This is a genomic window from Streptomyces sp. NPDC051940, from assembly GCF_040680895.1.
Taxonomy (GTDB): Bacteria; Actinomycetota; Actinomycetes; order Streptomycetales; family Streptomycetaceae; genus Streptomyces.
On the sequence record NZ_JBFAXR010000103.1, the window covers coordinates 1 to 13695 of the forward strand.

Below are 13695 nucleotides of genomic sequence, written 5' to 3' on the forward strand. Positions count from 1 at the left end.
CCGGTCCCGCTGGAAGCCGCGGCTCCCGCTGGCGCCTGCGGCGCGGTTCGGCGCTTCGCGCCTCAGTCCTCAAACGCCGGACGGGCTATGAGGGGGTGCCGCGTCGCCGGGCAGTGCGGTGAACGGCATCAGGGTGGAACGGCGCGGTGAACGGCACCAGGGTGGAACGGCTGGGGGCGGCGGGAGCCGCAATGCTGCGGGCAGGCGTGCCGCAGGGCGGCACGGGTGGGCGCAGCGGCACCGCAGCCATCGGATGGGAACGGGACCACAGCCGACGCCCGCCGCAGGCGCGACCCGGTGACCATGGGCGCGTGGCGTGCCGGACGCCCCCGCCCGGGGTGGGAACGACGAGGGGCCGTTCACCGTTGGAGCAGGGGAGGGCTGCTGCATTCGCCGCCCTCTCACCCGGCGGGTGACAATTCCGGTGTACCGTCGAAAGCTCAGGACCGGGTATTACACACACGCGCGGCAGCCCGAAACCGGGCACACCGCCTCAAGGTGGGCAGGAGGGACGGGGTGCGCAGCGCCTCGTATGGAGTGACGTGAAGCGATACTTCCGTGGGCCAGTGATGTGGATCGTGCTGGCCGTCCTCGCCGTGGTTCTGCTGATCGAGCTCGTGGGCTCCTCGGAGGGCTACAAGTCCGTCGACACCGCGAAGGTCGTCCAGGCGATCCAGCAGGACAAGGTCAAGTCCGCCGAGCTGACCACTGGCAACGACCAGACGGTCAAGATCGAGCTCAAGGGCGACAACAAGATCGACGACAGCGGCAAGGTCAAGGCGAACTACATCGACACCCAGGGTGCCGACCTCGCCGACCTGCTGCAGGACAAGTTCGACGAAGGCAAGATCGAGAACGGCTACTCGGTCAAGCCGACGAAGGACAACCCCTTCCTCAGCATCCTGCTCAGCCTGCTCCCGTTCGTCCTCATCGTCCTGGTCTTCCTCTTCCTGATGAACCAGATGCAGGGCGGCGGCTCCCGGGTGATGAACTTCGGGAAGTCCAAGGCGAAGCTGATCACCAAGGACACCCCCAAGACGACGTTCGCCGACGTCGCGGGTGCCGACGAGGCGGTCGAGGAGCTCCAGGAGATCAAGGAGTTCCTGCAGGAGCCCGCGAAGTTCCAGGCCGTCGGCGCCAAGATCCCCAAGGGTGTGCTGCTGTACGGCCCGCCCGGCACCGGTAAGACCCTGCTGGCCCGTGCCGTGGCCGGCGAGGCGGGCGTCCCCTTCTACTCGATTTCCGGTTCCGACTTCGTCGAGATGTTCGTCGGTGTGGGTGCCTCCCGCGTCCGCGACCTCTTCGAGCAGGCCAAGGCCAACGCCCCGGCGATCGTCTTCGTCGACGAGATCGACGCCGTCGGCCGCCACCGCGGCGCCGGCATGGGCGGCGGTCACGACGAGCGCGAGCAGACGCTGAACCAGCTGCTCGTCGAGATGGACGGCTTCGACGTCAAGGGCGGGGTCATCCTTATCGCCGCGACGAACCGGCCCGACATCCTCGACCCGGCGCTGCTGCGCCCGGGCCGCTTCGACCGCCAGATCGCGGTGGAGTCCCCGGACATGCAGGGTCGGCTGGAGATCCTCAAGGTCCACCAGAAGGGCAAGCCGATCGCGCCCGACGTCGACCTCACGGCCGTCGCCAAGCGCACCCCCGGCTTCACCGGCGCGGACCTGTCGAACGTACTGAACGAGGCGGCCCTGCTGACGGCCCGCGGCGACCAGAAGCTGATCGACAACAAGGCGCTCGACGAGGCCATCGACCGTGTGGTCGCCGGTCCGCAGAAGCGCTCGCGCATCATGTCGGAGGCCGAGAAGAAGATCACCGCGTACCACGAGGGCGGCCACGCCCTGGTCGCGGCGGCCTCCCCGAACGCCGACCCGGTGCACAAGGTGACGATCCTCTCCCGCGGCCGCGCCCTCGGCTACACGATGGTGCTGCCGGAGGAGGACAAGTACTCCACCACGCGCAACCAGATGCTCGACACGCTCGGCTACATGATGGGCGGCCGGGCCGCGGAGGAGCTCGTCTTCCACGACCCGACCACGGGTGCCGCGAACGACATCGAGAAGGCGACGAAGACCGCCCGCGCGATGGTCACGCAGTACGGCATGACCGAGCGCCTCGGCGCGATCAAGTTCGGGACCGACAACTCCGAGCCGTTCCTCGGCAAGGAGATGGCGCACCAGCGCGACTACTCGGAAGAGGTCGCCGCGCTGGTCGACGAAGAGGTCAAGAAGCTGATCGAGGCCGCGCACAACGAGGCGTGGGAGATCCTGGTCGAGAACCGCGACATCCTGGACAACCTGGTTCTGGAGCTCCTGGAGAAGGAGACCCTGAACAAGGAGCAGATCGCGGAGATCTTCAAGGACGTCGTGAAGCGTCCGGCCCGCCCCGCGTGGACCGGCTCCTCCCGCCGTACCCCCTCCACCCGCCCCCCGGTGATCTCCCGCAAGGAGCTCGCCCAGACCAACGGCCAGGCGTCCGCCCTGGCCGGGGACGCCCAGAACGGCACCCCGGCCGAGCTGCCCGCCGGCGACGCCGAGGCGTAGCCTCCGTCACAGGTCACAGCAGTCCCGGAATGCGCGCCGCGCTCACCAGGTTCTAGCCTGGAGGGCGCGGTTTCGCATATCCGCGCGCAGAGGCAACAGGAACGAGGCAACGCACATGGTGGACCCGGTGACGCTGGACGGCGAATCGGTGCTGGGCGAGTTCGACGAGAAGCGGGCCGAGAACGCCGTACGGGAGCTTCTCATCGCCGTGGGCGAGGACCCGGACCGCGAGGGCCTGCTGGACACGCCGGCGCGGGTGGCGCGGGCGTACAAGGAGATATTCGCCGGCCTGCGGCAGCGGCCGGAGGACGTGCTGACGACGACCTTCGACCTCGGTCACGACGAGATGATCGTGGTGAAGGACATCGAGGTCGTCTCGATGTGTGAGCATCATCTCCTCCCCTTCCACGGGGTGGCCCACGTCGGCTACATCCCGGCCGAGAGCGGGAAGATCACCGGGCTGTCGAAGCTCGCCCGGCTGGTGGACGTCTTCGCCCGCCGACCGCAGGTGCAGGAGCGGCTGACGACGCAGATCGCCGACTCCCTGATGCGGATCCTCGACGCCCGCGGCGCGATCGTCGTGGTCGAGGCGGAGCACATGTGCATGTCGGTGCGCGGCATCCGCAAGCCGGGCGCGAAGACCACGACCTCGGCCGTGCGGGGTCAGCTGCGCAATCCGACCACGCGCTCGGAAGCGATGAGCCTGATCCTCTCCTGACGCCCGCGCAGCCCCCGGCTCAGCTCGGCACCGAGTCCAGTTCCACGTCCCCGCGGGGGACGTCCTGGGCGTCGGACTCGATCGAGCGGCGCAGGGCCTCGTGCAGGCCGGCCGGGGTGAGGATGCCGCGGAAGTGGCCGGTTGCCTCGTCGACCACCGCGATCCAGCCCGCGTCGTACTGGAGCATCGTGGCGAACGCCTGCTTCAGGGTCGCGCCGACCGGGAGCCAGGCCTCCATCCGGCGGGCGTACTGGCGGACCGAGCCGCCCTTGGCGATCGCGTCCCGGGCGACCCAGCCGTGCAGGATCTCGTCGGGGTCCAGGACGACCGCCCAGCGGGCGTTCTCGTCGCGCAGCCGGGCGGCGGCGTCCGTCGCGGCGTCGTCGAGGTGGACCACCGGGGGGCGCTCCAGGTCGCTCTCCTCGATCCGGGTCACCGACAGGCGCTTCAGACCGCGGTCGGCGCCGACGAAGTCGGCCACGTAGTCGTTGGCGGGCGCGCCCAGCACCTCCGTGGGCGGGGCGTACTGCTCGATGACCCCGGTGCCGAAGACCGCGATGCGGTCGCCGAGGCGGACCGCCTCCTCGATGTCGTGGGTGACGAAGAGCACAGTCTTGCCCAGCTCGGCCTGGAGCTTCAGGAACTCGTTCTGCAGGCGCTCGCGGACCACCGGGTCCACCGCCCCGAACGGCTCGTCCATCAGCAGCACCGGCGGATCCGCGGCGAGCGCCCGCGCCACGCCGACGCGCTGGCGCTGGCCGCCGCTGAGCTGGTCGGGGTAGCGGTCGCCGAAGACGGACGGGTCCAGGCCCACCAGGTCCAGCAGTTCGCGGGCGCGCGCCAGGCGCTTGGCCTTCGACCAGCCCAGGAGGTGCGGGACGGTCGCCGTGTTGTCCAGCACGGTCTTGTGCGGGAACAGGCCCGTGTTCTGGATGACGTACCCGATGCGCCGGCGCAGTTCGACCGGGTCGGTGGCCATGATGTCCTGGCCGTCGACGTAGATGCGGCCCCCGGTCGGGTCGATCAGCCGGTTGACCATCTTCATCGTGGTCGTCTTGCCGCAGCCGGACGGGCCGACGAGCGTGACCAGCTCGCCCTCCTCGACCTCGAAGGTGAGGTCGGAGACCGCGGTCGTCCCGTCGGGGTAGCGCTTGGTCACATGCTCGAAGCGGATCATGATCCCCCATTGTCGCGCAGTCGGTGGTGTTTGTGTTCGACTCTCGGCCGACCTGATGAACCTCATGTTGCGGCGGTGCGAACGCGGGGGCCGATTGTCGGTGGTGGCCGATAGGGTCGCGAGGAATTGAATGGGCCGCAGGAGGGTTCGAATCTTCGGGTGTGGGGAGGAGGGCTGGGGTGTTGCACCGACTTGCGTCGTCGGGCGAGAGCTGTCTCGCGGCCAACGACTGGATCTGCCTGGAGTATCTGCGTACGCGCAAGCAGGAGCTGATCGACGCCACCGTCCAGCATCTCTGGATCACCGCGGTGTCGGTGGTGCTCGGCGTGCTGATCGCCTTCCCGCTGGCGCTGCTGGCGCGGCGGTACAAGGCCGCGCGGGCGCCGGTGTTCGGGATCACGACGCTGCTCTACACGATCCCGTCGCTGGCCATGTTCTCGCTGCTGCTGCCGGTCTTCGGCATCTCGCCGTCCGTGGTGGTCACGGGGCTGGTGTTGTATTCGCTCACCCTCCTCGTACGGAACATCCTCGCCGGGCTGGACGCCGTGCCGGACGAAGTCCGGGAGTCCGCACGGGGGATGGGGTACGGGACGGCCCGGATGCTGTTCCGGGTCGAGCTGCCGCTCGCGTTGCCGGCGTCGATGGCGGGGCTGCGGATCGCGACGGTCTCCACCATCGCCCTCACGACGGTGGGTTCCCTCATCAACTACGGCGGCCTGGGCAACCTGATCAACGACGGCGTCCAGACGAGGTTCAAGGCCCAGGTGCTCACCGCCTCCGTCATCTGCGTGCTGCTCGCCTTCGCCGCGGACGCGTTGCTGCTGCTCGTACAGCGCTGGCTGACGCCCTGGAAGCGCGTCCGTACGGCGAAGGGGGCCTGACGCGATGCTGACGGACGCCTGGGACTGGCTGACGACGAAGTCGAACTGGACCGGTGCCGACGGAGCGCTGCACCGGCTGTCCGAGCATCTGTACATGAGCTCCGTCAGCCTGCTGGTGGCCTGCGCCATCGCGCTGCCGCTGGCGGTGTGGCTGGGGCACATCGGCAAGGGCGGCACGCTGGCCATCAACATCTCCAACATCGGCCGGGCGATCCCGACCTTCGCGGTCCTGGCCATCCTCTACATCACCCCGCTGCGGCTGCACGGCAATCTGCCCGTGATCATCGCCCTGGTGCTGTTCTCCCTGCCGCCCCTGATCACCAACGCGTACGTCGGGATGCGCGAGGTCGACCGGGACGTGGTCGAGGCGTCCACGGGCATGGGGATGTCCGGCGGGCAGCAGCTGTTCCGGGTCGAACTGCCCCTGGCGTTCCTGCTGATCGCGACCGGCGTGCGGTCGGCTGCGGTGCAGATCGTCGCCACGGCGACGCTCGCCGCGATGGTGGGCGGTGGCGGTCTCGGCCGCATCATCACCGCGGGGGTGCGGACGTACGACACCCCGCAGGTCTTCGCCGGAGCCGTGCTCGTGGCGGGGCTCGCGATGCTGGTGGAGGGCGTGTTCGTGCTCGGCCAGCGGTTCCTCGACCCGATGCGGCGGCGTGGGCACGCCCGCACCATCACGGCGCCGCCGCGCGAGCCGGCGCTCTCGGCGGATGTCTGACGGGGCGGGTGAGTGAAGTGCTCGTACGAGACGTGCTCGTGGAAGTCTTCCGAGACGTCCTCATAGGTGCCCCGCATCGAAGACCCCTGTTCTGACTGTTGATTCACCGGATGGAGTACCAGATGTCCAACAATCGAGTCCGCCTCGCGGGTGCCGTCGTCGCCGCCCTCGTCCTCCCCGTGGCGCTCGCCGCGTGCGGCGGGGACAGCCTCGAGGACCAGGGCGGTTCCGATACCGCGAGTACCGGCGGCGGGGGCGGGAAATCCCTCGTCGTCGGTGCCGCCGGGTTCACCGAGGCCCAGGTCATGGCGGAGCTGTACGCGCAGGTCCTGGAGGACAACGGCTACGAGACGTCGATACAGAAACTGACGAACCGCGAGCTGTACGAGCCGGAGCTGGAGAAGGGAAGCATCGACGTCGTACCGGAGTACGCCGCCACGCTGGCCGAGTTCCTCAATGCCAAGGTGAACGGCCCGGACGCGCCGGAGAAGGCGCCGGTCGCCTCCAACGACGTCGACGCGACCGTCGCGGCGCTGAAGAAGCTCGCCGAGCCGCGCGGGCTGGGGGTGCTGGAGGCGGGCGACGCCGTGGACCAGAACGCTTTCGCGGTGACCAAGGAGTTCGCCGCGGAGCACAACCTCAAGACGCTGTCCGATCTGGGCAAGTCGGGGCTGAAGATCAAGCTGGCGGCGGGCGACGAGTGCCCGCAGCGGCCGTTCTGCGAGCCGGGCCTGGAGAAGACGTACGGGATCGACATCACCGGCGTCGACCCCAAGGGCGTCGGCACGCCCGAGGCCAAGCAGGCGGTCAAGGACGGGGTCGACCAGCTGGTGCTGACCACGACCACGGACGCCACGCTGGACGAGTTCGGGCTGGTGCTGCTGGAGGACGACAAGGGTCTGCAGAACGCCGACAACATCCTGCCGGTGGTGAACGCCAAGGACGCGGGTGACGCGAAGATCGCGGAGGCGCTCGACAAGCTGACCCAGACGCTCACCACGGAGGACCTCATCGCGCTGAACCGGCAGGTCGACTCCGAGCGGCAGAAGCCGGCGGATGTGGCCAAGTCCTATCTGGAGGAGAAGGGACTTATCGGGTCGTAGTCTCCGATTCAGTTCAGCCATCGAGTAACCAGCGGGAAACGATCAGCCGACTGGGGCACCACATAACACATTCGGGCGGTAAGTTTCCGGCCATGTCACGTGGACGCCATCGCTTCTCGTCGCCGGTGCACAGGCTGCTCCCACCGTTGACGGTCGCAGTTTCCGCGCTCGCCTGCGCCGTCGCAGCCTGGGGTGTCCGGGACGGCGATTCGCGTACGCTCCGGTGGCTCGTGGTGGCGGCCGCGGCCGTCGCTGTGTGCGGTGCGGTCCTGTCGCGCAGACAGGACCGCACCGCCAGCCTCAAGATCAAGGAGGCGGTCGGGGCCCGGCAGCGCGAGGAGCTCAAGCACGAGGAGGACGTCGCCGAGCTCGAGACCGAGCTGGACGAGTCCCGGGCGCTGCGGCGCGAGCTGGAGCGGCGGTTGACCTCGCGCACCGGTGAACTGGAGCGGCTGCGCTCGGAGCACGCGGCGCTGCTGCGCCGGTACGCCACGTCCGAGACGGAGCGGGCCGGCGTGCTGGAGAGCCGCCGGCTGCTCGCGATAGAGGCCCGCGAGGAGCCCAAGGCCCTCCCGGCCGCGGCCGGCGACCGGCTCGCCTCGGGCGCGCCCACACCCGCCACGTATCTGCGCGCCTCGGTGGCCCTGCGCAACCTCGCGCGCAGCGCGGAGCGGCAGGGCCGGGGTGGCAAGGGAGCGGCCCGGGAGGACTTCGACTACTTCGGCCTGGGCCGGACGCCCCAGGAGGGCGCTCCCCAGCCGGAGCGTGCGGACCAGGACCCGGCGCCTGCCCCGGCGGCGAAGGACGGGGCCCCCGAGGGCCAGGACGTGGAGGCTGCCGCCTCGGTCGAGGACGCGACGCCCGCCCCGGCCGAGGACGCGACGCCCGCGGCCCAGGACGCGGAGCCCGCGACCCAGGACGCGGAGGCGGCCGCCGCCGGGCCTGAGCTGCCGCAGCAGTCCCAGCCCCGCGACGACCGCCGGCAGAAGGGCGCCATCAGCCGGGTCATCGACCTGGAGGCGGCGTCCTGACGGGCGTACGGCCCGGCTCTAGCAGCCCGTCGCCCACGTATGGGAGTCGCCGTCGTCGTTGGCGGCCCCGTTGTAGTTGACCTCCTGGCCCGGCGCGAGGCACAGCGTCATGTGCCCGCCCTGCCACGCCTCCGAGTAGACCTGGACGTACGACTTGATGCCCGGGCCCTCGATGCCGTGGTTCGCCCAGGACGAGTCCTCGTCGGCGATGTAGCTCTCCCACCAGCCGTCGTCGCCGCTCCAGTTGGCGCGCTGGCCGCCGTAGTCGGCGTTCTCCCAGGCGCAGAACTCACCGCTCGGGCAGTCCGCCGCCTGCGCGGCCGTCGCTCCGGCGAGGGCGCTGCCCGCGGCCAGCAGGGTCGCTGCCAGCAGGGCGATGCGTCGCTTCATTCGACTTGCCTTTCTGTTCTCTGGAGTTACGCCGATCAACGGCACCGGTCACCGCTCGGCGAGGATCGCCGCGGCCCGTCCGAGTGCCTGCTCGCGCAGCTCCCGGAAGGCGGCCCGGTCCTGGGGCGCCGCCTTGGCCTTGAGGTTGTTGACTGAGGTGGACACGCGGAACCAGCGCCCGACATCGCCGTACAGCCGCCGCTGGGCGGCGGCGAGGCAGCCGTCGGTGTGCTGGCTGACGGTGTGGCCGCTGGGCAGGGTGAGCGACAGCTCGGCCCGCCCGGACCCGAAGTAGGCGTCGGTGACGCGTCGTGCGTCGGCGGAGTCCGGCCGCGGCTCACCCGGCCGGGGCGGGGTGAACCCCTGGCGGGTCAGGCACCGCTCGATGAGCAGCTGCTGCGCGGCCCGGACGGTGTCGTCGGGGGAGAGGGCGGGCCGTCCGCCCCCGGTCGTACAGCCTGATGCGGAGACGGCCAGGCAGCCGAGGAGGAGGGCCGCCGCGAACCGCGGGCGCACGGCGTGCTCAGCTCTGCTCGCAGCCCTGGTCGTCCGTGGCGACCCCGTCGATGCGGCTGCCCCACGCCCAGTCCGGGCTGCGGTCGCCGGTCCAGATCTTGCGGTAGTAGCAGCGGCCGCCGGAGTGGTCGATGGCGTAGACGGTGACGTCGGCGTTCGACTCGAAGGAGCGGGCGTTGTCGTGGATGTGCTCGGGCACGTCGGTGTAGCCGAACGGCCGGTAGCACCAGGAGCCGCCCCGGTAGCCGGTCTCGTTGTAGAAGCAGACGTCCCCCGGCGCGGTCGCCGTGACGGGCGCGGGCAGGGTGTGGGCGTCCTCGACCGGGAGCGTACGGGCCCCTGCGGGGGCGGCGGACAACAGGAGGGCGGCGAGGCAGAAGGACAGCGCGGCGGCTCGGCGGTGGGGTCGGTGTGACCGTGGCATGGCAGATCATCTCCGGACGGTGCGGTGACTGGCGTCGTGCAACGCCAACCCTCCCCGGGCATCCGTGCAGGTAAGCGGGCTGACACCCGGACCGGTGAACCGGGGTCACCACCCCGCCGGCGGGCGTACGCCCCAGCGCTCCGGGGCTGCCGGCCGGTTACTTGTCGATGTCGCCGACCACGAAGAACATCGACCCCAGGATCGCGACCATGTCCGCGACCAGTGTCCCCGGCAGCAGCTCCACCAGCGCCTGGATGTTGTTGAACGACGCGGAGCGCAGCTTCAGCCGGTACGGGGTCTTCTCGCCCTTGGACACCAGGTAGTAGCCGTTGAGCCCGAGCGGGTTCTCCGTCCAGGCGTAGGTGTGGCCCTCGGGGGCCTTCAGGACCTTCGGCAGCCGCTGGTTGACCGGTCCGGGCGGCAGCTCCGCGAGGCGGTCGAGGCAGGCCAGGGCGAGGTCGAGGGAGGTGTGGGTCTGCGCCAGCAGGACCTCGAAGCGCGCGAGGCAGTCGCCGTCCTCGCGTACGGCCACCTTCAGTACGTCCTGGAGTTCGCCGTACGCCAGATACGGCTCGTCGCGCCGCAGGTCGAAGTCGACGCCCGAGGCGCGGGCGATCGGGCCGCTCACGCCGTACGCGTGCACCGTGCGCGCGTCGAGGCGGCCGACGTCGCGGGTGCGGCCGCGGAAGATCTCGTTGCCGAGGACGAGGTTGTCGAACACGTCCATCCGGGAGACGCACGCCTCGACGGCGGCGCGGGCGCGGCCCGTCCAGCCGGCGGGGAGGTCCTCCTTCAGCCCGCCGACCCGGTTGAACATGAAGTGCACCCGGCCGCCGGAGACCTCCTCCAGCACCGCCTGCAGGTCCTCGCGCTCGCGGAAGGCGTGGAAGATCGGCGTGATGCCGCCCAGCTCCAGGGGGTAGGAGCCGAGGAACATCAGGTGGTTCAGGACGCGGTTCAGCTCCGCGAGCAGGGTGCGCAGCCAGACGGCGCGCTCCGGGACCTCCATGCCGAGCATGCGCTCGACGGCGAGGACGACGCCGAGTTCGTTGGAGAACGCGGACAGCCAGTCGTGGCGGTTGGCGAGCATGATGATCTGGCGGTAGTCGCGCGCCTCGAAGAGCTTCTCCGCGCCCCGGTGCATATAGCCGATCACCGGCTCGGCGGAGACGATCCGCTCCCCGTCCAGGACGAGCTTCAGTCTCAGCACGCCGTGGGTGGAGGGGTGCTGCGGTCCGATGTTGAGGACCATGTCGGTGGCCTCACCGGCCCCGCCGATCCCGACCGTCGTCGTCTCCGTCATAGCGCCCCAGTGTGCCACTCGCTGCGCGCTCTGCGGTTGGTGAGGCTCCTGCTGGTGGGGTTCGCGCTGTGGGCGGTCCCGCCCGACGGGGATTCCCGGGGGCTTCGCCCCCGGGCCCCTGGGCGGGGTGGCGCTGTGGGTGGGTCCGCCCGACGGGGATTTCCGGGGGCTTCGCCCCGGGCCCCCTGGGAGGGGTGGCGCTGTGGGTGGGTCCGCCAGGACGGATTCCCGGGGGCTTCGCCCCCCCCGGGCCCCCGTGGGGAGGGTGGCGGTGTCTGGCTGCCGGCGTTCGCGCGGGCGGGCGAGTCCGTCGGCAGGGCATCCGGGGCTCCGCCCTCGGCCCCATGGGCTCCGGAGGGATGGGGTGGTTGGGTGAGCGGGGTCTGGCTGGTGGCGTTATTGCTTTGGGGGAGTCCGTCGGCAGGGTATCTGGGGGCTACGCCCTCAGGCCCGGCCCCCGGCTCCCGCTCCGGCCCCTGGCCTCCGGCACCCGGCCCCTGGCCTCCGGCCTCCGGCACCTGGCCTCCGGCACCCGGCCCCTGGCCTCCGGCACCCGGCCCCTGGCCTCCGGCACCTGGCCTCCGGCACCCGGCCTCCGGCTCCCGGCTCCCGGCTCCCGCTCCGGCCCCCGGCTCCCGCTCCGGCCCCTGGCCTCCGGCACCTGGCCTCCGGCCCCTGGCCTCCGGCCTCCGGCACCCGGCCTCCGGCACCCGGCCTCCGGCACCCGGCCTCCGGCTCCCGGCTCCCGCTCCGGCCCCCGGCTCCCGCTCCGGCCCCTGGCCTCCGGCACCCGGCCTCCGGCACCCGGCCCCTGGCCTCCGGCCTCCGGCACCCGGCCTCCGGCTCCCGGCCTCCGGCTCCCGCTCCGGCCCCTGGCCTCCGGCCCCCGACCTCCGGCCCTGGCCTCCAGCACCCGGCCTCCGGCCCCTGGCCTCCAGCACCTGGCCTCCGGTCCCTGGCCTCCAGCCCCCGGCACCCGACCTCCGGCACCCGGCCCCTGGCCCCTGGCCTCCAGCCCCGGGCCCTCGGAGGGATGGATGGTTCGGTGAGTGGGGTTTGTCAGGGGATCCGGAGGGTCCGTCCGCGGGGTGCGGGAGGGGGTGGTTCTGGGGGGTCAGGATGCTGGGGAGCGGGGGTCGTTTTCGTCGTCTGGGAGTTTTAGGACGCGTTCCAGGAACAGGGCCGCACCGATCACCAGCCAGCCGGCGATCACCGCGAGCAGGGCGTACACCGCCTGCTGGCGGCGGGTGGCGTAGTCGAGGCCGTCGATCACCAGGAACAGTCCGAAGCCGCCGTACATCCCGGCCACCAGCGCCGAGACGTACGCGCTGGCCTGGCCCAGCACCACCGCGCGGGCCGCCATCAGGGGGTCGACGCCCTTCGCGTCCTGCTCCCGCTGCCGCTGGGCGGCGAGGCGCGCGCGCATGGAGAGCGCCGTGGCGAACAGCACCGTCGCGATCACGCCCAGGACGACGGGCGCCGCCACCGGCACGCTGGGCAGCGTGCCGACCGTGTCCCACAACCGGGCACCCGCCCACGCCAGCACCCCGGCCGCGAGGAACAGCCCGGCCAGCACCCCGATCCGCATCTGCCGCACCACGGTGACACTCGTCCTTCGCGCTCGTCCGTCCCGCTCCTGGTCCGCGAGCCTACTCGGGCAGCCGCAGTTCCAGGTCGTACCGCGGGGTGACGCCCTCGCGGCCCACGGCCTCGAGCAGCTCCGCCACGGAGCCCCGGCCGGGGATCACGGCGCCCGGCTCCACGTCGTACCAGGGCACCAGGACGAAGGCGCGCTCGTGGGCGCGCGGGTGCGGGAGGGTCAGGCGCGGGTCGTCGGAGATCGTGCCCTGGTACGCGACGATGTCGACGTCGAGCGTGCGCGGGCCCCAGCGCTCCACCCGGGTGCGGTCGAACGCCTCCTCGATGGCGTTGGCGCGCTCCAGCATGGACGACGGGGGGAGTGTGGTCTTCACCACGACGACCGCGTTGAAGTACGGCGACTGGGTGCCGGCCTCGACGCCCCAGGGCTCCGTCTCGTACACGGGGGAGACGGCCTTCACCCGGACACCCGGGGTGTCCTCCAGCGCGTCGATGGCGCCCTGGAGGGTCTCGAGCCGGTTGCCGAGGTTGCTGCCGAGGGAGAGCACGGCCCGTTTGGGGTTGTGCAGGGTCGTGTCGGCCGCGTCGACCTGCTGGACGACGGAGAGGGGCACGGGCTGCACGGTCGGGTCGCTGCGGTTCATGCGCATCCTCTGCGTGTTGGCGGGTGTGGGGGGATGGGGGCGCTGCTGCGCGTCAGGCGCTACGGCGGCGGGTGACCGTGATCGTCACGTCGTCGAACGGGACGGTGATGGGGGCGTCGGGCTTGTGCACGACCACCGTCACCTCCTCGACCGCCGGGTGCTTGAGGATCTGCGTGGCGATCCGCTCGGCCAGGGTCTCGATGAGGTCGACCGGCTCGCCCTGGACGATGGCCACGACCTCCTCGGCGACCACGCCGTAGTGCACGGTCCTGGCGAGATCGTCGCCGGCGGCGGCGGGCCGGGTGTCCACGGACATCTCGACGTCGACGACGAAGGTCTGGCCCTCTTCGCGCTCGTGCGCGAAGACGCCGTGATGCCCTCTGGCGCGGAGCCCGTGCAGGGCGACCTTGTCCATCGTCCAGCCAAACCTTTCCTCGAACGTGTCTCCGCTCGCACTCGCGAGCGAATCGGCATCCCCCTACGGAGGCTACCTGGGCGGGGTGACAACGCCGTCTGCGTGCCCGGGTCCAGGCTCGGGGCGGCGCGTACCCGGGCCGGGCATGCCGCACCCCTACCCCGGTGGAAGATGACTCGAACGGATGCTCCGGAGTACGGCGGTTGACGCCCGGGTGTCCT

At 71.2% G+C, this 13695-nt stretch carries 14 protein-coding genes; 6 read left to right on the top strand and 8 right to left on the bottom strand.

Translation table 11 applies throughout. The annotated features are described in order from the left end of the window. Positions 1-569: 569 nt before the first annotated feature. Positions 570-2552, top strand: a complete 1983-nt coding sequence (gene ftsH / locus AB0M28_RS30185) for an ATP-dependent zinc metalloprotease FtsH (protein WP_365412047.1) — start codon at positions 570-572, stop codon at positions 2550-2552. Positions 2553-2667: 115 nt separating this feature from the next. After that, positions 2668-3270, top strand: coding sequence for a GTP cyclohydrolase I FolE (folE, locus tag AB0M28_RS30190; RefSeq protein WP_365411972.1), 603 nt, complete (start codon positions 2668-2670; stop codon positions 3268-3270). Between the two features lie 19 nt (positions 3271-3289). Here folE and AB0M28_RS30195 read toward each other — a convergent pair whose 3' ends face one another. Continuing rightward, on the bottom strand, positions 3290-4447 hold the full coding sequence (locus AB0M28_RS30195; protein WP_365411975.1) for a betaine/proline/choline family ABC transporter ATP-binding protein: 1158 nt from the start codon (positions 4445-4447) through the stop codon (positions 3290-3292). A gap of 179 nt (positions 4448-4626) precedes the next feature. Here AB0M28_RS30195 and AB0M28_RS30200 point away from each other — a divergent pair, with 179 nt between their 5' ends. The 4 genes from AB0M28_RS30200 (at position 4627) to AB0M28_RS30215 (ending at position 8183) form a co-directional block, all read left to right on the top strand. Continuing rightward, positions 4627-5328, top strand: coding sequence for an ABC transporter permease (locus AB0M28_RS30200; protein ID WP_365411978.1), 702 nt, complete (start codon positions 4627-4629; stop codon positions 5326-5328). Positions 5329-5332: 4 nt separating this feature from the next. Next, a complete protein-coding gene (locus AB0M28_RS30205) occupies positions 5333-6049 on the top strand; it encodes an ABC transporter permease (RefSeq protein WP_365411981.1) in 717 nt (238 codons plus the stop codon). 122 nt (positions 6050-6171) lie between these two features. Next, a complete protein-coding gene (locus AB0M28_RS30210; protein ID WP_365411984.1) occupies positions 6172-7152 on the top strand; it encodes an ABC transporter substrate-binding protein in 981 nt (326 codons plus the stop codon). Between the two features lie 146 nt (positions 7153-7298). After that, positions 7299-8183 carry a hypothetical protein gene (locus AB0M28_RS30215; protein ID WP_365411987.1) on the top strand — a complete coding sequence of 295 codons (885 nt, stop codon included), beginning with the start codon at positions 7299-7301 and terminating at the stop codon, positions 8181-8183. A gap of 18 nt (positions 8184-8201) precedes the next feature. Here AB0M28_RS30215 and AB0M28_RS30220 read toward each other — a convergent pair whose 3' ends face one another. The 7 genes from AB0M28_RS30220 to folB form a co-directional block, all read right to left on the bottom strand. Continuing rightward, positions 8202-8573: a peptidase inhibitor family I36 protein gene (locus AB0M28_RS30220; RefSeq protein WP_365411990.1), complete on the bottom strand. Its 372-nt coding sequence runs from the start codon at positions 8571-8573 to the stop codon at positions 8202-8204. 48 nt (positions 8574-8621) lie between these two features. Further along, entirely contained in the window at positions 8622-9089 is a 468-nt protein-coding gene (locus tag AB0M28_RS30225; RefSeq protein ID WP_365411992.1) for a hypothetical protein, read from the bottom strand. Between the two features lie 7 nt (positions 9090-9096). Next, positions 9097-9513: a hypothetical protein gene (locus AB0M28_RS30230; RefSeq protein WP_365411995.1), complete on the bottom strand. Its 417-nt coding sequence runs from the start codon at positions 9511-9513 to the stop codon at positions 9097-9099. A gap of 157 nt (positions 9514-9670) precedes the next feature. After that, positions 9671-10816, bottom strand: coding sequence for an NADH-quinone oxidoreductase subunit D (locus AB0M28_RS30235; protein ID WP_365411998.1), 1146 nt, complete (start codon positions 10814-10816; stop codon positions 9671-9673). 1114 nt (positions 10817-11930) lie between these two features. After that, positions 11931-12413 (bottom strand): DUF3180 domain-containing protein, encoded by a 483-nt coding sequence (locus AB0M28_RS30240; RefSeq protein WP_365412050.1) that lies wholly within the window; start codon positions 12411-12413, stop codon positions 11931-11933. A 52-nt stretch (positions 12414-12465) separates the two neighbouring features. Then, positions 12466-13059 (bottom strand): 2-amino-4-hydroxy-6-hydroxymethyldihydropteridine diphosphokinase, encoded by a 594-nt coding sequence (gene folK / locus AB0M28_RS30245; RefSeq protein ID WP_365412002.1) that lies wholly within the window; start codon positions 13057-13059, stop codon positions 12466-12468. A 52-nt stretch (positions 13060-13111) separates the two neighbouring features. Next, on the bottom strand, positions 13112-13474 hold the full coding sequence (gene folB, locus AB0M28_RS30250; protein WP_365412005.1) for a dihydroneopterin aldolase: 363 nt from the start codon (positions 13472-13474) through the stop codon (positions 13112-13114). Between the last annotated feature and the right edge of the window lie 221 nt (positions 13475-13695).